This is a genomic window from Bacillus sp. S14(2024), from assembly GCF_050473785.1.
Classification (GTDB): domain Bacteria; phylum Bacillota; class Bacilli; order Bacillales; family Bacillaceae_G; genus Bacillus_A; species Bacillus_A yunxiaonensis.
Genome location: NZ_JBFLUP010000006.1, coordinates 3,654,605 through 3,675,699 on the forward strand (window position 1 = coordinate 3,654,605; position 21,095 = coordinate 3,675,699).

Here is a 21,095-nt window from a genome sequence, read left to right on the forward strand (position 1 = left end):
ACAATAATAATAACAAATGGAAATGGAGGGATTTACCATGATAGATCAACCAATGGAGTTCTTCAGAAACTTACCGGCAAAAACTTGTTCCCACTGCGGAAGAGAGATTGATGAGCAACACGAAGCGTACCACAACAAATGCGAGGATTGTACGCACGAAGATTAATAGATTGTAAATATAAAAAACCTAGCAGACATTGTCTACTAGGCTGGCATCATTGTACTTCTCACCGTTGACCCTTTCACCAAGAGCTCCAGTTCAAACTCGTACACTTCTTTATTTCGATAATTTTTCGTATGAATTTTATCCATCATCAGTTCAACAACTTTACGCGCCATTTCATCAATTGGCTGATCGATTGTTGTAATACCTGAGTCCGTAATTTGTGATAAGAACTGATTATCAAAACCAACTACAGCTAAATCATCAGGAATGCTCCAGTTGTGTTTGCTTGCTTCTGTGATAATTCCTGCTGCGACTTCATCTCCCCCTGCCAAAATAGCGGTAGGATTTTTTTTGTCTTGCAAAAGCTCATAGAACATATTTTTTCCATCCTCAACGGAGTAAGCGCTTTCAATGAAATCAATCGACTCAACTTGTTTGCTTTTCTCTGTTACAGCACGCAAAAATCCCATTTTTCTCTGTTGATTTATCACCTTTGTCTCTTTCCCCCGACAAAAGACAAGATGACGATATCCTTGATCTAACACATGCTTCGCTGCTATGTAAGCTCCTTGTGCATGATCAAAGTTTACAGTTGGAATGTTTGCTTCTTCAATATATTCATTGCATAAAACAATCGGGCCATGCTGTAAATAAGGCTCAACATCCTCCCACGAATTTTCAAGTGAACATAAAATAATTCCATCTACTTGTTTCGTAGATAACAATTGTAAATACTCCATCTCTTTTTCTGGTAAATATCTCGTTTGACAAATAATCAGTTTATATTTATGATCTGAAGCGACAATTTCAATTGCCTCAATAAATTTACTGAAAAAAGGATCTGTCACGCGCGGAACTAAAACCGCAATCGTTTCTGTCTTTTGCTTACGAAGTCTTCTCGCCGCAGAATTCGGAACAAATCCAAGGTGTTTCATCGCTAATTGTACTCTCTTTTTCTTCTCTTCCGATACATACGGATGGTTATTAATTACCCGAGAAACCGTTGTTCTTGATAACCCCGCTAATTTCGCTACGTCCTCGATCGTCGACACGAAATTCTCCCCCTTTGAATGAAAACGTTTTCTTATTTAGAATTATATAGTATATAATTGGAAACTGCAAGACACCTCAGAGGAAAATTACTATATTGATATTGTAAAACTTAAAAACTAGTAAATTAATACTATAAACTGCAGGAAAAATCGCTCTATAGTTCGAATTCATTTTTGTGTTGTAACTATAGCTTATAAACCAAAAAGGATGATATAGATGAATCGAACAGATCGTTTACTTTCCATTGTTATGGAATTACAGCGACAAAGAATCGTAACAGCAGACACTTTAGCAAAAAAATATGAAACTTGTAAGCGGACAATTTATCGAGATATGCAAGCACTATGTGAATCTGGTGTCCCCATTCTCTCTGTTCCAGGGCAGGGTTACTCTTTAATGGAAGGATATTTCCTACCGCCAATCCACTTAAAACCAGAAGAAGCTGTTACCCTGTTGTTAGGTAATGATTATGTTGAACAAAATCTGCATAACCCTTTCCGTATACACGCTCAATCTGCCAAAGAAAAACTTGAAGCAATTCTCCCTGCTGAACAAAAACAAAAAGTAAAAGAATTACGGGGCACATTTCGTTTCCTTTCTACTTCTTTTTCTCATAATACCTTTGAATTTAAACAGGAACAGAAGATTTCTACTTTACAAGAATCCATCGAAAAACAGATAGGTATCTCTTTTTATTACCGGAAACCAAATCAAGCCGAAACACAAAAAGAAAAAAGAGTCGTTCATCCCTATGGTCTCGTAAACATTTCTGGATTATGGTATCTTGTTGCTTATTGTTTACTTCGGAAACAAATACGACATTTTCGCTTAGATCGAATGAACGATCTAATACAAGAAAAAGAAACTTTTACAAAACCGCAAAACTTTTATTTACTAGAATACACACCAGAAAATAATCGTACTGTAACCGTCCACCTTGTGTTTCAACATTCTGTTTTTCATAAAGTAATAGAAACCCGTTATTTTTATATGGATACATATGAACTGAAAGAAGACGGTCTCCATGTTTTTCTAAAAGTAAGACAGTTAGATGAAATTTTCCAGTGGGCATTTAGCTGGGGAAGCAAAGTAAAGGTATTAGAACCACCCCTGCTTGCAGAAAGAATAAAAGAGGAAGCAAAAAATATATTAGATATGTAACTTTTTATTTTCACTACTGACATAATGGTGTCAGTAGTACTTCTTTATAATAAAAGAGAAGAAATTAATGATAAGAAGAAAGGGAGTATGTAACATGAAAACAAGTACAGTTTTGGAGAAATTTGAAGAGTTAGCAACATACTACATAAAGGAGCTGGAGAAGTCCCCATTAGAACTATTCATACAAAAACCTTCCGATGAAGAATGGTCCCTTGGACAAATGTACAATCATCTCATTTTATCAGCATTCCATATGCAAATAGCAGCTATTGAAAAATGTGCAAATCAAACAGCTGCTATTGGCGGAGATAAAACAGACGCCGGAGAAAAAATTTACGCAATGGGAGCATTTCCTCCCATCCAAATTAAAGTACCTGCTCACCCTGCATATACACCGAACAATCCAACGAATAAAGAAGGGATTAAGCAAGGACTATTACAACTTATAGAAAAAATGAAAGAAATTGAACCTACATTATCAACTATTCCAAATAACTATAAAGTACAACATCCCCGCCTTGGTTATTTAAACGCAACGGAATGGTTTGAACTTATTTATATGCATTTTCAGCATCATCTTCGTCAAAAAGAAAGACTCGATCTATTACACGTTAATGGGTAAAAACTACTCTTTTACCACGACATATCGTTATCCAAAATACAAAAAAGCTAGCACTTTGCTAGCTTTTTTGAAGAGACTAGGAACCCTTAATGAAAGGGCTTTCAAAATTTATTTTCTCTAATGAAGAATGTTTATCGTATTCATCATGAAACATGATCTCTCGAAATTTCTATTTTCTTGTACTGATCATGTTTTACCACCTGGCGAGCTTCGATATCTTGATGCCCTTCATTCTTTAACATTTCTGAAACATCTACAACAACTGTATTTATTAAAATGTTTACTACATATCCAGTTAATTTTAAGGATGGGTTATCACGATAAGGAAACTGAACATAATCCCCAATGTTTACTTTGTTCATTTGTTCCATACTAAAAACCTCCTAATATGTACTTTATGTTTTTTCTTTATAGTTGTTTCTACTTTTCCACCTATTCTTCCTTCACAACAATACACTTTATTAATCATTATGCAAAAAGTATCTACAAATGCAAAGAAATATGTATAAAGTGAAACTTTTTTCTTCATCTTCCACTGACAGAAAGCCCGCCCAATTAAGCTTTTATGGAATCGAAAATAACACGGAAGATCATTTTTGGCGTTAGAATAGGAAACACATTCGAGTTCTGGAATTATAGTTGGAACAACAAAGGAAGAAATTACAAAAAGTATGGACCATTTACGTGGGTAATGTTAATTATGGCATATATCGTTCTCGTAAAAAAGAAAAAGAAGATAACCATCTATCATATATAGTTGGTTATCTTCTTTTTGTTCTTTGTGTATGAAATAGATTTACTTATTTAGGTCGAATTCCCTTTTTATTTAGTTACATGTCAATCTTGAAGTAACTTATAAATATCTTCTTTTACGGGAATAGAAGATATTGCTCCTTTTCCAGTTGTAGTAAGAGCCCCACTTGCGTTTGCAAATGTTAATATCTCCTGCCAATGCATATGAAGCACCTCTTCTATATTTTGTTGCCCTACGTTTTTCTCTAACAATTTATATAAGAAACCGCCAATAAATGCGTCTCCTGCACCTGTTGTATCCTGCACTACAACACGATATCCATTAGATTGATACCATTTATCCTTCATATATAATTCCGCACCTTGTGCTCCTTTTGTATAAATAACAACTTTTACATCTCCTACAAACAAAGACTCAATCGCCTCTTTTTCATCAGAAATACCAGTAATAAACGTCAGCTCTTCATCTGAAATTTTAACAATATGTGCAAGCGGAATAAATTCCAAAATCGTTTTTCGACAATCTTCAGCATGTTTCCAAAGCGGGAGACGTACGTTAGGGTCGAAGCTGATAATCCCCCTGTTTTCTTTCACAGAGCGAATTGCCTTCACATGCGCATATTTCATCGGACTTTCTACTAAATCGACGGAACAAAAATGAAGAATATCACCTTTTTCAAACCAACTTTCCTCTATTTCATTTTCATGAAACAACAAATCTGCAGAAGGATTGCGATAAAAGGAAAAATCACGTTCTCCATCTTCGCGTAATGAGACGAAAGCAAGGCCTGTATTAGCTTCGTTCGTTCTTGTAACCTTGTCTGTATTTACACCTACTTCTTGTAATTGTTCTAAAAGGAAATCACCAAATGCATCTGTACCTAACTTTGTAAGCATATATGAGTTTCCTCCATACTTTGCAACTGCGGCTGCTACATTCGCAGGTGCTCCTCCAGGAACACGTTGAAATTCAACTACATCTTTTAGCGCTTTTCCTTTTTGAATAGGAATGAAGTCAATTAAAACTTCCCCGATTGCATATAAGTTCTTCATACATTCCACCTCTTCTTATTCATAATCCCATTTGGTTGCTTGTAATAATACACTGCCTTCTTTTGCAAAAAAATGAATTTCTTTGCTGTCGGTTCTTGGAAATATCCGACCGGTAAATACCTCTTCTCCATCATTTATAAAAATCTCAACAGAAGATGTATCCACAAATAAATGAAATTTAATCGTTTGTGCATCTACTGAACATTTCCTCTTTGTTCCATAAGATTCTCCCACAGCTTCTCCTGAATGTGTGCGATCTAGTATTACTTTTCTCTCTAGAGCATGATACTTAACTACTGTTCTCTCATTTTCACTCACTCGAAATGCAATTCCATATTCAGTTGCATTCTCATTTGTAAACTCACAAATCATTTCATATGCTGTTCCTGTAAATCCCTCATACATTTTCTGTTCATTGCAGATCATATCTTTTATTTTATATTGCTGTTTACGAAGTGCTTGAAGTTCTTTTACCGGGCGTTGAATAAGCTTGTCTCCTCGAACAAGTAATTCTCTTGGTAATGTCAAACAATGCGCCCAACCATTTTTATCAGTTGGATAATTTATTTCTGGCAATCCCATCCATCCAACTAAAATACGCCGCCCCTCTGTATCTAGCATTGTTTGAGGGGCATAAAAATCAAATCCTCTGTCCAGCTCCTGGAAGGAACCATGTGACATAGATAATTGTTTCACATCCAGCTTGTCTCCAAGAATATAGCCAGATTGATAAATATTATGATAGTGATCTCCTTTAGGTTTTAGACCTTGCGGGGAAAAAAGAAGAACTCCTCTATCATGTAGCTCGAAATAATCTGGGCATTCCCACATATAACCGAAATGATTCAAATTTATTTGCAATTCTCCTTCATAGCTCCACTGCAATAAATCAGGCGATCGGTATAATACTACACATCCTGTTTCATCTTCTCGTTGTGCTCCAATGACTGCATAAAACATTTTGCCCTTTTTCCAAACCTTCGGATCACGAAAATGGTCTGTATATCCATTCGGAACCTCTTGAATGACAGAATGCTCTAACTTGTTGATTTTTCCCGTTTCATCCATAATAGCAATACATTGATAAGGTTTTCTTACCCATTTTTCATCACGAGTATTACCGGTGTAAAATAAGTACAACTTCCCTTCATGCTCAATTGCACTTCCAGAATAAGCGCCATGGCTGTCATAATCATTTCTCGGTTCAATCCCTATACCAGCATTTTCCCAATGAACAAGATCTTTTGATTTCGTATGATACCAATACTTTAAACCATGCACAGGGCCAAGCGGAAACCATTGATAAAACAAATGGTATTCACCATTATAATAAGAAAATCCATTCGGATCATTTAGTAAACCCGTTTCCGGCTGTATATGAAACGTTTGCCGCCAAGAACAATTATTTACTCTTGTTTGTAATTTCTGAATTTCTTCTGAGCTTACCTCCTCAATCCGGCGATAGCGCTGTTCCCTTGTCCATACCATTTCTATCAAACTCCCTTAATAAATAGAGGAGAATGAAACCATCCTCCTCTTACCGAAAATTAAGCTACCTCTTTTTGAGAAGAGTTGCTCTCCTTCTTTTCTGTTCTTTTGGCTAAAATAAGCGTTAATGCAAAAGCAATAATAAAGGAAATTACCATTCCAGTTACATAAGGAATAATGCAGTCTGGTCTAATCGAAATAATACCAGGTAAACCAGCAGCTCCTAATGAAATTGCTTTTACCTTGTAAAAAGTTATAAAAGCAGATGCGACTCCCGAACCAATAATAGCTCCTATAAACGGATATCTTAGTTTTAAATTAACACCAAACATTGCTGGCTCTGTAATACCTAGAAGTGCTGAAATTCCAGCTGCTGACGCAATGCCTTTCACTTTCTTATCTCGTGTAATAAGAAAAACTGCAAGCGTTGCTGCGCCTTGGGCAACGTTAGACATCGTTGCAATTGCAAATATGAATGAACCGCCTGTTTTTGCAACGTCAGCTAATAATTGCGTTTCGACTGCAATAAAACTATGATGCATACCTGTAATCACAATTGGTGCATAGAGGAACCCAAAGATCCCGCCACCAATAAATCCAGTTGTATCGTATAACCAAACGATTCCATCTGTTAACAGATTTCCCGCATAACGTGTAATTGGTCCTACTGCTGTAAAAGTTAATAAACCTGTAATAAAAATCGTTAATAAAGGTGTAAGAAGATTATCAAGTGCTGTTGGAATTACTCTTCGTAAATATGTTTCTATTTTTGCTAGAATATATGATGACACAAGAACTGGTAATACTGTACCTTGATATCCCACTTTTTCAATAGTTATACCGAATATGTGCCAAGCGGGTACTTTATTAGCCACCAAAGCTGCCCCATACCCATATCCATTCAATAAATCAGGATGGACCATTAACATACCAAGAGCTGCTCCAAGATAAGGATTCCCTCCAAATCGTTGTGTTGCTGAAAACCCAATTAAAATTGGTAAGAATACGAATGCTGCATTTGCAAATGTATTAATAAGTGCTGCTAAATCTGTTATTTGAGGATTTGCTTCTACTAATGATTTCCCTGTAATAAATAAATCTTTTGCCGTTAATAGATTATTAATCCCCATTAATAATCCGCCAGCTACGATAGCGGGAATAATAGGAACGAAAATATCTGAAAGCATTTTCACAAATCGTTGAAGCGGATTCAATTTTTTTGTTCCAGCGGCTTTCACATCTTTTGTAGACATCTCGGAAAGATCTGTCAATTTTGCAAGCTCTTTATACACTTCGTTTACAGTTCCTGAACCTATAATCACTTGAAACTGTCCACCCGTAGAAAAAGTTCCCTTCACCGTATCCATGCTATCAAGTTTCTTTTGATCAACTTTTCCTTCATCATGTAAAACTAAACGTAAGCGAGTTGAACAGTGTGCTGCTGCCGAAACATTCTCTTTACCGCCAATTGCCTCCAAAATTTCTTTTGCAATTTGATTGTAGTTCATAACGCTCCCCCTTTATTATACACCCTTTGGAACCGGTTCCAAATTTGAGTTTATGAAAAACCAGTCCTTGGAACCGGTTTCAATAAAATTATATGATTGCTTTTATATATTGTCAACGCTTTCTCTTTCAATTATTTCATATTGGGATATCGAAATTTTCTCTATTTCTTCTTCATTTATGAGTTTCACAATATTTCCAGCTGCCATTTGTCCAACTTCTTTGTAGTAAAATTTCACAGTTGTTAAAGCGGGATGAATCACCTCTGTTACTTGATATCCACCAAATCCAGTAATGGACAAATCTTCAGGAACTCGTAAACCTCTCATATATGCGGCTTTTAATGCACCAAGTGCGATATTATCTGTTGCACAAGCTAAAATAGAGGGTTGAAACTCTTCAATAATTTCAGATGCGGTTCCAATCGCGTCTGCGATATTAAAACTTGTTTCATAATACTTCACTTCACAATCCGATTTTGTAGCTACAGCTTCTTTGAACCCCTGTTTTCGTTTTACGCCAACCGCAATATCATGTTCTCCTACACCTAAATACCCGATTCTTTTATGCCCCTTTGCGAGGATATATTGCCCTATATCATAAGCCGCTCCGTAATCATCATGAATGAAACTGTACACTTCTTTATGCTGCTGCCCAACAAGCAGAACTGGTATATCAATTTTACGAAAAGCTTCTATATGCTGATCGGTAATTTGAGTAGCCAGTAAAATAATCCCTGCAACCTTTTGATTTGCCAATGTATAAATGTTTTCGATTTCCCGTTCTAAATCTTGATTAGAGTTGGATATTAACATTTGATAATTTAGTTCTTTTAACTGCTCATCGATACCAATTAATGTTAGCGATGAAGCATAGGAATCCAAACGTGGTACGATTGTACCAATAATATTTGTTTTCTTTGCCTTTAAACTTTGAGCAAACGTGTTAGGAATATATCCTGTTTCTTGAATCGCACGCTTGATTTTCTCTTTTGTCGCATCACTAACAGAACCGCCATTCAAATAACGGGAAACTGTACTCTTTGCAACCCCTGCTATTTGAGCGATATCAGAAATTGTTTTTTTCATTGTTTCATCTCCATCTTCATATACGATTGTTAATCATATCATCTGTTTTTATTCTAGTCTCCTACGTTGAAAAATAAAAGTTATATATACCTTTCTACTGACAAAGCACCTATATATTTATATATAATTCGCATTCCCACACATCGAAAACTCAACCTTACAATTTTGTAAGGATACTGTCATAATACGGAATTGTTCCCAATATATGCTTTTCTGTAAAATAATAGATATAGGAAACATTCAAATTATTTTCAGGGGGAACAATCGTGAAAAAGAGCATCATCGCACTAGCAATCTTATACATATTCTTAACTGTACAAACAATTTCTTCACTGTTTGGTAAGGAACATTATAACGATGCTGTAAACAAGCTAAGAGAAACAAAAGAAGTAACCTCTTTTCAAACAGCAAAAGATGGTGTGATTCTATTAAAAGGAAACATAACGACTGAACGGCCAGTTACAGATGAAACAAAAGTAAATAAAGAATTTGCTTTACTTGAAAAAAAGTCTTATAGAAGAAAAAAATTAAGTTGGAAAAGCATGGATACCGAAAAACATATTCCAGCGCACCTTTCTGTAAATGGTGAATCACTTCCTGCTTTAAACGAAAAAGAAATTCGATTGGCAATCGAGCCTATTCCACTTTCTTCAAAAGACATTACTACAACTGAGGACTACACCTTAAAAAAAGACGATACACAATTAACAATACATAGTAAAGGATACCGTTATCACGGAATTGAAAATAACACGGAAGCTCTAATTTTTGGAGTAAAAAAAGGAAACAACCTTGAAGGCTATAATGGTTCTGAAATTTTAATAGGTAAAACAAAAGAAGAAATCACAAAGAATATGAAAATGAAAACACTCTTCGAAAAATATGCACCATTTGCTTGGGGCATTTTTACGCTTATCCTTGTTAGTTATGGTGTACATCGTTTTCGGAAAAAGAAAAAAGTAGCATAATAAAATAAAAAAATCCTAAAGGCTAATGCCTTTAGGATGTATCAATTATTCTGCTTCCGCAAATTTTCCGAACTGACGCTTATGCATCCAAGTTAGTGCTCCAATTGTTCCAAGTGAGAAAAGAACAATAAAGATCATTAAAGCGCCTGCATTGTGCCACATAAAGCCAAAATCTCCACTTGAAATAACTGCTCTATATCCTGCTATGGAATATGTCATTGGTAACCATCCATAAAACACTTGTAATGGTTTTGGAATTAACTCAAGCGGGAATGTACCAGCACTTGTTGTTAACTGTAAAATTAACAGCAGGATCATAATAAAACGTCCTACATCGTTGAAAGCTGTTACAAAGAACTGAACTAACGCAAAAAATGATAAACTTGTAATAATACTAAACACTATAAAATACGGCACACTTTGTACTTTCACACCTAACCCTAATAACAATACTGCATCCACAATAACTGCTTGAATAACAGCAACTATGAATAATACACCAAACTTACTAATAAACCAGCTAAGTCCTGATTTCGGTATACCAACTGTTTCACGTAGCGGGAACACGATAGTTAATATAAGTGCCCCAACTAATAACCCAAGAGATAAGAAGTATGGCGTAAAACCTGTTCCGTAATTCGGCACTTCTGTTAATTTCTCAGTTTTCACTTTCACTGGGTTAGCGAACATTTCGTATTCCTTCTTATTACCTTTTACTTCACTTGTTTTCTCAGCACCCTCGCCAAGTTTTGTTGCGAGTTCTTTTGAACCGTCATTTGCATCGCCTAATCCATTCGTTACTTTAGCAGAACCATCAAGTAAAGCACTTACTCCGCTTGTTAATTGACCGGAGCTGCTTGCTAAAGTATTTAACCCACCTGTTAATTGTCCTGAGCCAGTTGCTAATTGATTTAAGCCAGTTTGGAATTTCCCTTTTGAATCTACTAACTGGCCTAGCCCTCCTGTAATCTGTCCTGAGCCAGTTGCTAATTGACTTAAGCCAGTTTGAAATTTCCCTTTTGAATCTACTAGCTGTCCTAGTCCTCCTGTCACTTGCCCTGATCCAGTTGCCAATTGATTTAAACCAGCTATTGATTCTGTTGACAGCTGATTTATTCCATCATTTAGCTGGCCAGCTCCACTTGCAAGTTGTGTTGCTCCGGCTTCAATTTGTCCAGCACCTTTTTCTCCAGCTAGCCCTTGGACGCCTTGTGCAACTCCTGCTGTACCTTTAGAAACTTGTTGACTACCTTCCATTATTCCTTGAACAGCAGGTTGTAATTGCTTTCTATATTCTTCTGGCAAATTTTTAATTTGTTCATTTAAATCCGCTAAGCTCTTTGCAACTTGTTGAGCTCCTCCCGCTGTTTGTTGTGCAGCATCACTCAATGTATCTGCTTGTTTCTTCCATTTGGATACTCCTTGTGAAAGTCCAGAAGCTCCTGAGCTTATATCTTGTGCACCTTTTTGGGCTGCTTTTAATCCAGATTGATATTTACCTTGAGGATCATTGAACTGATTTAATCCATTTGTGATTTGTTGCGAACCACCCAATAACTGACCTAAATTTGATTGTAATTCCCCTTTTGGATTAATTAATTCATTTAAACCACCTGTGATTTGTTGCGAACCACTTAATAACTTGCCTAAATTCGTTTGTAATTCTCCCTTTGGGTCTATAAATTGACTCAAACCACCTGTGATTTGCTGCGAGCCACTCAATAACTGATTCACTCCACTTGGCATATCACTTACTTTACTATTCAACTCACCTAAGCCATCTGTGATTTGCTGTGAGCCGTCTTTTAATTGATTCGTACCATCATGAAGCTTACCTGCTCCCTCACTTGCATCGGCGAAACCTTTAGAAACATCTTTTAATGAATCAAACATTGTCTCAGCATACGTTTTTGTTAACGTACTTGACACTTCACCTTTAATTTTTTCAACTGCTGTTTCACCAATTTTTGAAAATAAATAGTTTATCCCTTCATTTGGGATGTACTCTAATTTTAATTGTTGTGGATTTGCTTCTTGAAGCGTTGTTGCATTTTCAGAGAAATCTTTTGGAATACGAATCGTCATGTAATATTTACGATTATCCATTCCCTTTTTAGCTTCTTTTTCACTTACAAAATCCCATTTAAAATTTTTATTTTCTTTTAGATTATCAACAAGTTCATTACCTACTTTAAATTCTTTTCCATCATGTACTGCACCTTTATCAAGGTTTACAACTGCAACTGGTAAATCTTCTAATTGACCATATGGATCCCAGAACGCCCATAAGAATGTAGCAGCGTACAATAACGGAATAAATAATACTGCAATAATTGGAATTAAGATTTTTTTGCTTTTAATAATCGCAGCAAACTCTTTTCCAAGCAGTTTAAATCCTCGCATTGTCTCACTCTCCTCACAAATAAATCATTGACCTTTTTATTCATTCGGTCATTTTTAAAAAAAATAATAAGACTATCTACTGACAATCTCGTCTATCCAGTATTCTCTCTTGTTGACTCCCCTCTTCAAACTTTTGACCAAATCGCTCATTTAGTCATATTTTATAATAAAAGGATTATCTTATTTTGACAATCCCTTTAATAAATATAATTCAAAAAGTTCAGCAATATCCTCTTATTTCTAACGCTCCGTGATACTTTTCCCAGTCAAAAATAAGAGATACATACAGACGAAGCATGATAAAAATGAAAGGATATTTCTTACCACCAATCCACTTAAAACCCGAAGAGGCTGTCTCTACAATATAAAAAATCCTAAAGGTTCATTAAAATATAACCTTTAGGCTTCTTTTTCGTTTATTCTGCTTCCGCAAATTTTCCGAATTGACGCTTATGCATCCAAGTTAATGTTCCAATTGTTCCAAGTGATAATAGAACGATGAAGGTCATTAAAATACCTGCATTGTGCCACATAAAGCTGTAATCTCCACTTGAAATAACCGCTTTAAATCCTGATACAGAGTATGTCATTGGGAACCATGCGTTAAACACTTGCAATGGTTTTGGAATTAACTCAAGCGGGAATGTACCAGCACTTGTTGTTAACTGTAAAATCAATGTCAAGATCGCAACAAAACGTCCTGCATCGCTGAGAGCTGTTACTAAAAATTGAACTAACGCAATAAATGTTAAGCTTGTAATGATACTAAACAATACGAAGTATGGAACACTTTGTACTTCAACACCTAACCCAAGCAGTAATACTGCATCCGCAACAAGTGCTTGAATCACACCAACAGCTAAAAGCACACCAAACTTACTAATAAACCAGCTAAATCCAGATTTCGGCATCCCTACTGTTTCGCGTAATGGGAACACGATAGACAATAACAGTGCCCCAACGAATAAACCAAGGGATAAGAAATACGGTGTAAAGCCTGTTCCGTAGTTTGGAACTTCTGCCGTTTTCTCAGTTTTCACTTTTACTGGACTAGAAAACATATCGTATGTCTTATTCGTACCTTTTGTTTCACTTGTTTTCTCAGCACCTTCGCCAAGTTTTGTTGCAAGTTCTTTTGAACCGTCGTTCGCTTCACCTAATCCACTCGTTACTTGACCAGAACCGTCTTGCAAACGAGTTAAACCACTTTGGAAATCTCCTTTTGGATCTACGAATTGACCTAAACCACCTGAGATTTTTTGTGAACCATCAAGTAAAGCACTAACTCCGCTTGCTAGTGGACCCGCACTATCTGCCAAGGTATTTAAACCGCTTGTTACTTTCCCTGAACCATCAAGTAGCGCACTTACTCCGCTTGCTAGTGGGCCTGATTGACTTGCTAATTCATTTACCCCCGCTGTTACTTTTCCTGAGCCATCTGCCAATTGATTTAAGCCAGCTATTGATTCTTTTGACAGCTGATTTATTCCATCATTTAGCTGGCCAGCTCCACTTGCGAGTTGTGTTGCTCCGGCTTCAATTTGTCCAGCCCCTTTTTCTCCAGCAAGTCCTTGTGCACCTTGTGCAACTTCTGATGTACCTGCAGCTACTTTTTGACTCATTGCAATTAATTGTTGTAGTTGTTGCTTATCTTCTTCAGGTAAGTCTTTCAATTTTCCATTTAGCGCCGCTAAACCATCAGCAACTGCTTTTGCCCCACCTGCTGTTGTATTTGCACCAGTACTTAGCTTATCTGCTTGTTTCTTCCACTCCGATACTCCTTGTGAAAGTCTAGAAGCTCCTGAGCTTATATCTTGTGCACCTTTTTGGGCTGCTTTTAATCCAGATTGATATTTACCTTGTGGATCATTGAACTGATTTAATCCATTCGTAATTTTTTGCGAACCGTCTAATAACTGATTCGCTTTCTCTGGCATACCACTTACTTTACTATTTAATTCACCTAAACCCTTTGTGATTTGTTGTGAGCCGCCTAGTAACTGATTCACTCCACTCGGCATATCACTTACTTTACTATTTAACTCACCTAAGCCATTTGTGATTTGATTAGAACCTGTTGATAATTGGTTCAAGCCATCGTTCGCTTTTTTAGATAACTCACCTAAACCATCTGTAATTTGTTGTGAGCCGTCTTTTAATTGATTTGTACCGTCATGAAGCTTACCTGCTCCTTCACTTGCATCAGCGAAACCTTTAGAAACATCTTTTAATGAATCAAACATTGTCTCAGCATATGTTTTCGTTACTGAATTTGCTACTTCACCTTTGATTTTTTCAATGGCTGATCCACCAATTTGTGAGGATAAGAAGTTTAAGCTTTCATTTGGAATGTACTCTAGTTTTGATTTTTTAGGATTTGCATCCAACAGTGTTGTTGTATTTTTAGAAAAGTCTTTTGGAATGCGGATCGTCATATAATATTTACGATCGTCCATCCCCTCTTTTGCTTTTTTCTCGCTGACAAACTCCCATTTGAAGCTTTTATTTTCTTTCAAATTATCAACAAGCTCCTTACCAGCTTCAATCGGCTTTCCATTATATACTGCACCTTCATCAAGGTTTACAACCGCAACTGGTAAATCTTTCAATTGGCCATATGGATCCCAAAACGCCCATAAGAACATACCAGCGTACAATACTGGAATAAATAATACTGCAATAATTGGAATTAAGATTTTTTTGCTTTTAATAATCGTCGCAAACTCTTTTCCAAGCAGTTTAAATCCTCGCATTGTTTCACTCTCCCTTAAACAAATAATTGACCATTTTGTTCAATTGGTCATTTTCTTTAAAAATAATAAGACTATCTGCTGACAATCTCGTATACTACCCAGATTTCTATCTTGTTGACTCCCCCTAATCCAACTTATGACCAAAGTATTCAATCAGTCACATTTTATAATAATAAGAGGATTATCTTATTTTGACAATCCCTTTAATAAATATAATTCAAAAAGTTCAGCGATATGCTCTTTTTCTAGTGGTTCGTGATACTTTTCCCAGTCAGAAATAAGAGACACATACAGACGAAGCATGATGAATGCGGTAATTTCTGGATCACATGCCATAATTTCACCTTTTGCAATTGCAACTTCAAGACGAGATTTAATAAATGTAATAATTGCAGAATCTAATTGTCGCATAACATCTTGCACTTCTTTTGTTCCCATATCCCGTTCTTCTTGAATGAGCTTAATCATGAGTTGATGTTCTTTACGGAATTCTAAAATGCTATATAAGGCACGATGTACGTTTTCAAAAAATGATATATTTGAATCAATTGCCGTTTCTGCGACTTGCTTCATTTCGGTAATTAAATTTGAAATGATTTCACGAAACAGCTCTTCTTTATTTTTAAAAAACGTATAAATTGTTCCCTTTCCAACATTTGCCAACTTTGCAACTTGATCCATTGTTGTTGCTTTATAGCCAAAAGCGGAAAAAGATTTTGTTGCAGCTTCAATAATTGCTCGTTTTCGATCAACTGCCATGTTTTCACCTCCGTAATGACTAATTGAATCTTTCGGTCATTTAGTACGATTATGATCGTATCACATTTTCCCAATGTTTACAAGTTTTCTTTTTATCCCGCTATTCGCAGGCAGTAAGACCCCCACTGATGGAAGTTTTACTTTATCACTAAAAAATTAAATTCAATATCTTTATCTCACATTGTATCAGAAAGATAACAAAAATAAACACTCGCCTGTACTACAGACGAGTGCGTTTTATCACGCTACTTTTGGGCAGTAAAACCCTACTGATAGAAATTTCACTTTATTTTCTTTCTTATAAAGCTTTCTTCAACTCAATTTGCGCATCATGATCGCTCATGCGTCCGCCCTTTTCCATGACATTTGCGCTGGATCTTTCATATATTTACCTGGATTTTGCGTATATCCAACAATATAGCCCTCTACAACTGCTTGTTTCTTCCCTTACTACTGAAACAATTGAATTACTTCATCAACAATTAACACTTGTTCCTGCTCAGCCCTCGCTATAATATCCGATACTAGTACAATGAACACGAGTGAAAAAAAGATGATTGCCAGCTGTTTCAACAAAATCCTCCCCCTAGATATTTTCCCTATACTCTAGCATGTTCTATTATAGCAAAGTTCTTTATAAAGAACATCATACTTGTACAAAATTACAAAAAAAATGAACCTCCTACTTTAGTAGGAAACTACTTCTCCCTCTCTATGACTATTTGATGAATAGGGTTCACTACTTTCTACGGATTCTTTTAACAAATGATTTTCTTATACTAATTGTAAAAAGAATGCAAAGGAGTAATTCAGTATGATTTTGATTATGATATTTGCCTTTTTCACTATATTCGCTTTCGTTTATGACTATATCATGGAGAAAAAAGGATTTGCCGTAGATTTTAGCTTATTACCTTCTATTACGATGAATGACAAACCTACACAACAACCAATTGAATATGAAAGAGAATACTATTATATGAAAACTCCCGTCACTTATCTCCTTCGGATCTTGAAGTGGGGGTTTCTCGTGTATCACCTTCAAGAGATGCTTAACACGAGTGGAGTTGACACGGCTGCCTGATGGCACAACCCCTCTATTCCATCGGCAAACGCCCTTGGAACTGCTTTTTTTAAGATGTTATAGGAACCATTCACATCTGCGTTTAATAATTTGTTTTCTTTCGTTCGATACAAGCCACGCGTGATTCGTTTACCACTAAATACAGGAATGTCTTCTTCACCAAAGGCTGGGATATCATCATTGTCTAAAAAGGATGCTTTACTTGTATACGATTCTTCCACAACTTGTACCGCAATTCCCTGCCGATTTGCCTTGTACTTGATCATTTCAATGAGTAGATTATGTGGGATATGGCAGAAGGATTGATTCTGTCGTTTTCCCATATTACTGTTTTGTTTCCATGATGTATTTTTCCCAATCACAATCAAAGAAATCTCCTGTTGAATCGCCATTTGAACAATGTGGTAACTGATTTTATGAAAGAAATCTTTTATTTTGAGAAACCGTTTCTCATGAAGCCCCTCTAAACGTTTTGATGTGTGTGGTCCTTCTTTTGGTTCTTTTCCATGACGAAGAATCCCCAGTAAATGAGCCTTTTGTTTGTTGTAATATTGATTGATGCTTTTGATGATATTGCCCTTAACCAACACAGGAATGGCCCCTGTATTCGTTGTGATAGTTGCAACGTTATTGATTCCTAAGTCAATACTCATATAACGGTTGTTGTCGACATGCTCAGGTGCTGGCTCAGATTTTTCTGTTACAATTTCTACTTTAAACTTCCCGTAAGCAGGAGAAACGCGTACCTCTTTCAGATTTTCGATATGCCCAAACAATTTACCAATATTTAATTTCATGCTTGTTTTTGGAAAACGAATGTATTTCTCTTGGAGTTTACACACTTGATTGGTGAATACAACTTCTGTCATAGAAGATTTGATATACTTTGGGATGCGAGGTCTGCCAGTAAAAGTGGAAGGATGTTTTTGGTATGCCTTGATGGAAGCGAAAAATGATTTCCAGTTTTGATATAGCTTCTTCATAACTGCTTGATTCGTTTGCGCTGGCAAGTTCATATAATCTTGTTGTTTCATTGTTTTAAACAAACAATCTAGAAAGTTATAGGATAGGAATGATTTTTCTTTTGTCGGAAATGTAAACAAGTTATATTTCATGCCTTTTTGTTCTTTCACAGGTTTTTCTTTCTGTTTTTGTACGCGTTTTTGATACGCATGAAGTTGATTTTCATTCATGATGTCAATATGTGCTTGTAATGTATGGAGAACTTCTTGTTGAAGTGACTGTAATGGTTGATCCGTACGTAAGGCCGTATACACTTGGCGAATATAGAAGTTTGTTGTATTGTAGAGATTTTTTGCATTTTGACACATTTCCATGAAGTAGATGTGCAATTTATGACCTTTCTTGATCCAAATTTGATAGGTTGCATATTCTTTTTCTTTTGTCATCATGTTCACCTCCTTCTTTCCTTCATAATACTACAAAACAGCCGGGAAGAACATACATTCGTCGTGCTACGAAAATGTTTTTACAAATGCGATGGCAATTCATCTCCACCTTAAACTAGGCTATGCCCTACACGTTTTGAAGATGGAGTTTTCTTGACAATTTTTCGATAAAAAAGCAGCCCTTCTCATAGGGATGCTCCTGTTATCCCGCTATTCGCGGGAAGTAAGACCCCGATCTCAAGATGCAGAGAAAAGCGAAGAAGATAGGTGGGGAATCTGCTGGCATGCGCCCAATTGGTTCAACTCACCTTTTGGAAAAAACGTTCCCAAAAGGAAGTTTCACTTTATATTCTATCAAAGCACCGATATATCGGCGGACACATAAAAAAGGAGCTGATCCTAAAAGGCACCTACGTGCCTTTTAGGTCAACTCCTCCTACTATTGTGCTATTAACTCTTTTTGTTTCGTTTGTTCTAAATGAGATAATACATATTTTACCGCTGCTTCGCCTTGATCCATACAATCTGGTAATCCAGTGCCAGCATAAGAGCAGCCTGCTAAATAAATACCAGGTAATTCTTCGTTCATGAACTGTTTTATATTTTCCATGCGCTCTTTATGACCAACCGTATATTGAGGCATCGCATCTTTCCAGCGGCTGACAACAGCAAACTCTGGCTCAGCTGTTATATCCATTGTCTTTTGTAAATCTTCTAGCACGACGCGAATGATTTCTTCATCTGTTTGATCCACAATCGCTTCATCACCAGGGCGCCCAACGTAACAACGTAACAATACCTTTCCTTCCGGCGTTGTATGCGGCCATTTTTTATGAGTCCATGTACATGCTGTAATTGTAAAATCACTATTACGAGAGACAACAAATCCTGTTCCTTCAATATCACGCTGAATTGCTTCTTCCGGGAACGCTAACGCTACATTCGCAACTGACGTAGATGGAACGTTACGGAAAAAGCGGAACTGTTTATATTGAGCAAACATCGTTGGCAGCAATTTATGAGATGCAGCCATAACAACAGCATCTGCTTCTATTTCTTTACCGTTGCTAAGCATAATGCTATAACGATCATCAATTTTTGTAATTTTTTCAACGCGCGTTCCTTTCATGACCGTATCATCTTCTAATCGTTCTTCAATTGCATCTACAATGGATTGCAATCCTGTTTTTAACGTTAAAAAGATTCCTTTTGCTTTTGCATTCTTTGGCGCTTTCGGTGCTAATGTACGCATACCAAGTGAGATACTGCGATATTTTTGTTCTACTTGATAGAACTGCGGGAATGTCGCCATTAAACTCATCTGATCAATATCCCCAGCATAAATACCTGATAACAACGGCTCTATTAAATTTTCAACCACTTCATTTCCTAAACGACGACGGAAAAAGCGACCGAGTGACTGATCTGATATTGGCTTAGAACGAGGAAGCACAAAATCAAAGCTTGCTCGCACCTTGCCGATAGGAGAAAACAATCCAGAAAATACAAATGGTTTAATTTGCGTTGGAATCCCCATCATCGAACCGCTTGGAATGCCATGCAAACGATTATTTACAAGGACAAACGATTTTCCTGTTGCATTATTGACAAGTTCATCGCCAAGATTTAATTCCCGCGCTAACCTTGCTGCACTCTCTTTTCGCTCTAAGAACGAATCTGGACCACGTTCAATTGTAAATCCGTCTTTTTGCACTGTTTGAATTTTTCCTCCGAGCCTTCCAGATGCTTCAATCAGCATCATATCAATCGGCAGCCCTTGTTCACGAATTTCTTTTTGTAAATAATAGGCTGTTGTTAAGCCGGAAATACCACCGCCTATAATCACTACCTTCTTTTTCAAGTTCGCTTCCTCCTTCCTCGCTTTATGAAACTGCACTCCACTTTTTCATAACAACATCTGCTAAACAAGCAATAAATGCAGCACTTGCATTTGGCATCTCTGGACGATAATAATTTGCATTTATTTCTTCTGTTACAATTTTACATTCAATATCATTGTCATACAGTACTTCTAAATGATCTGCAACAAATCCAACAGGTGCATATACAAAAGAAGTGTATCCATATTTCTCATGCAATTCACGTGTTAAATCTTGCACGTCTGGTCCAATCCATGGGTCTGGTGTATTACCGGCACTTTGCCAGCCTACTGCATAATTTTCCACTTCAGCTCCGCGCGCAATATAATCAGCCGTTTCATTTAATTGTTCTGGATACGGATCACCAAGCGCAATGATTTTCTCTGGCAAGCTATGTGCTGATACGATAAGAACAGCTTTTTCACGCTGATCAGCTGTCATTGTTTCATATGTTGCTTTCACTTGGTTCACCCAGTAATCGATAAATTTCGGTTCTTTATACCAACTATCAATACCGTGAATTTGCAGGCCGCCAAGCTTTTCTGCTTCTTCTTGCGCTCTTCCTACATAGGATTTTACGCTGAAAGTAGAATAATGCGGTGCAAGAACAAGGGCAATTGCATCTGTAATTCCATCTTCGTGCATATTCTTCACAGCATCTTCAATAAACGGCTCAATATGTTTTAAACCGAGATACATTTTAAACTCTACTTCGTCTTGCATTTCATTTAAATACGCTTCTAATTTTGTTGCTTGTTCAAGCGTAATCTTTGCTAGAGGAGAAATGCCGCCGATTGCTCGGTAGCGTTCTGTTAATTCTTCTAAGCTTTCAGTACTTGGCTTTCTTCCTCTGCGAATGTGTGTATAGTAACGTTCAATATCTTCTTCTTTATAAGGCGTTCCATATGCCATCACAAGTAAACCGATTTTCTTTTTCATGCGGGCTTCT

The 21,095-nt window shown here is 36.6% G+C and carries 17 protein-coding genes and 1 pseudogene; 4 read left to right on the forward strand and 14 right to left on the reverse strand.

Annotation, left to right across the window (positions count from 1 at the left end; all coding sequences use genetic code 11):
* Positions 1-37 precede the first annotated feature (37 nt).
* The gene (yhfH, locus tag AB1279_RS18635) at positions 38-166 is read left to right on the forward strand and encodes a protein YhfH (protein ID WP_429760288.1); all 129 of its coding nucleotides are present in this window, start codon (positions 38-40) and stop codon (positions 164-166) included.
* Positions 167-204: 38 nt separating this feature from the next.
* Here yhfH and AB1279_RS18640 read toward each other — a convergent pair whose 3' ends face one another.
* On the reverse strand, positions 205-1,218 hold the full coding sequence (locus AB1279_RS18640; protein ID WP_429760290.1) for a LacI family DNA-binding transcriptional regulator: 1,014 nt from the start codon (positions 1,216-1,218) through the stop codon (positions 205-207).
* Between the two features lie 217 nt (positions 1,219-1,435).
* On the opposite strand from AB1279_RS18640, the gene AB1279_RS18645 reads away from it, so the two are divergent.
* The gene (locus AB1279_RS18645; protein WP_429760291.1) at positions 1,436-2,380 is read left to right on the forward strand and encodes a helix-turn-helix transcriptional regulator; all 945 of its coding nucleotides are present in this window, start codon (positions 1,436-1,438) and stop codon (positions 2,378-2,380) included.
* 94 nt (positions 2,381-2,474) lie between these two features.
* Positions 2,475-3,002 (forward strand): DinB family protein, encoded by a 528-nt coding sequence (locus tag AB1279_RS18650; protein ID WP_429760293.1) that lies wholly within the window; start codon positions 2,475-2,477, stop codon positions 3,000-3,002.
* Between the two features lie 143 nt (positions 3,003-3,145).
* Here AB1279_RS18650 and AB1279_RS18655 read toward each other — a convergent pair whose 3' ends face one another.
* The 5 genes from AB1279_RS18655 to AB1279_RS18675 all read right to left on the reverse strand — a co-directional run bounded on the left by AB1279_RS18655 (position 3,146) and on the right by AB1279_RS18675 (position 8,890).
* Entirely contained in the window at positions 3,146-3,373 is a 228-nt protein-coding gene (locus AB1279_RS18655; RefSeq protein WP_429760294.1) for a DUF2187 family protein, read from the reverse strand.
* Between the two features lie 466 nt (positions 3,374-3,839).
* The gene (locus AB1279_RS18660; RefSeq protein WP_429760296.1) at positions 3,840-4,808 is read right to left on the reverse strand and encodes a carbohydrate kinase family protein; all 969 of its coding nucleotides are present in this window, start codon (positions 4,806-4,808) and stop codon (positions 3,840-3,842) included.
* A gap of 15 nt (positions 4,809-4,823) precedes the next feature.
* Positions 4,824-6,296: a glycoside hydrolase family 32 protein gene (locus tag AB1279_RS18665; RefSeq protein ID WP_429760298.1), complete on the reverse strand. Its 1,473-nt coding sequence runs from the start codon at positions 6,294-6,296 to the stop codon at positions 4,824-4,826.
* A 59-nt stretch (positions 6,297-6,355) separates the two neighbouring features.
* On the reverse strand, positions 6,356-7,804 hold the full coding sequence (locus tag AB1279_RS18670; protein WP_429760299.1) for a sucrose-specific PTS transporter subunit IIBC: 1,449 nt from the start codon (positions 7,802-7,804) through the stop codon (positions 6,356-6,358).
* 102 nt (positions 7,805-7,906) lie between these two features.
* Entirely contained in the window at positions 7,907-8,890 is a 984-nt protein-coding gene (locus AB1279_RS18675; RefSeq protein WP_429760300.1) for a LacI family DNA-binding transcriptional regulator, read from the reverse strand.
* A 266-nt stretch (positions 8,891-9,156) separates the two neighbouring features.
* Here AB1279_RS18675 and AB1279_RS18680 point away from each other — a divergent pair, with 266 nt between their 5' ends.
* Complete coding sequence (locus AB1279_RS18680; protein ID WP_429760302.1) at positions 9,157-9,858, forward strand: hypothetical protein; 702 nt, start codon at positions 9,157-9,159, stop codon at positions 9,856-9,858.
* A 45-nt stretch (positions 9,859-9,903) separates the two neighbouring features.
* Here AB1279_RS18680 and AB1279_RS18685 read toward each other — a convergent pair whose 3' ends face one another.
* The 8 genes and pseudogenes from AB1279_RS18685 to hemH all read right to left on the reverse strand — a co-directional run bounded on the left by AB1279_RS18685 (position 9,904) and on the right by hemH (position 21,085).
* The gene (locus tag AB1279_RS18685; protein ID WP_429760303.1) at positions 9,904-12,261 is read right to left on the reverse strand and encodes a YhgE/Pip family protein; all 2,358 of its coding nucleotides are present in this window, start codon (positions 12,259-12,261) and stop codon (positions 9,904-9,906) included.
* 180 nt (positions 12,262-12,441) lie between these two features.
* Positions 12,442-12,565, reverse strand: a pseudogene (locus AB1279_RS18690) (TetR/AcrR family transcriptional regulator); the annotation flags it as partial.
* A gap of 112 nt (positions 12,566-12,677) precedes the next feature.
* Positions 12,678-15,014, reverse strand: coding sequence for a YhgE/Pip family protein (locus AB1279_RS18695; RefSeq protein WP_429760305.1), 2,337 nt, complete (start codon positions 15,012-15,014; stop codon positions 12,678-12,680).
* 186 nt (positions 15,015-15,200) lie between these two features.
* Complete coding sequence (locus AB1279_RS18700; protein WP_429760306.1) at positions 15,201-15,773, reverse strand: TetR/AcrR family transcriptional regulator; 573 nt, start codon at positions 15,771-15,773, stop codon at positions 15,201-15,203.
* A 450-nt stretch (positions 15,774-16,223) separates the two neighbouring features.
* Positions 16,224-16,349: a hypothetical protein gene (locus AB1279_RS18705; RefSeq protein ID WP_429754456.1), complete on the reverse strand. Its 126-nt coding sequence runs from the start codon at positions 16,347-16,349 to the stop codon at positions 16,224-16,226.
* Positions 16,350-16,814: 465 nt separating this feature from the next.
* Complete coding sequence (locus AB1279_RS18710; RefSeq protein ID WP_429761475.1) at positions 16,815-18,266, reverse strand: RNA-guided endonuclease InsQ/TnpB family protein; 1,452 nt, start codon at positions 18,264-18,266, stop codon at positions 16,815-16,817.
* Between the two features lie 439 nt (positions 18,267-18,705).
* Positions 18,706-20,127 (reverse strand): protoporphyrinogen oxidase, encoded by a 1,422-nt coding sequence (gene hemY / locus AB1279_RS18715; RefSeq protein WP_429760308.1) that lies wholly within the window; start codon positions 20,125-20,127, stop codon positions 18,706-18,708.
* Positions 20,128-20,149: 22 nt separating this feature from the next.
* Positions 20,150-21,085, reverse strand: a complete 936-nt coding sequence (hemH, locus tag AB1279_RS18720; protein ID WP_429760309.1) for a ferrochelatase — start codon at positions 21,083-21,085, stop codon at positions 20,150-20,152.
* Between the last annotated feature and the right edge of the window lie 10 nt (positions 21,086-21,095).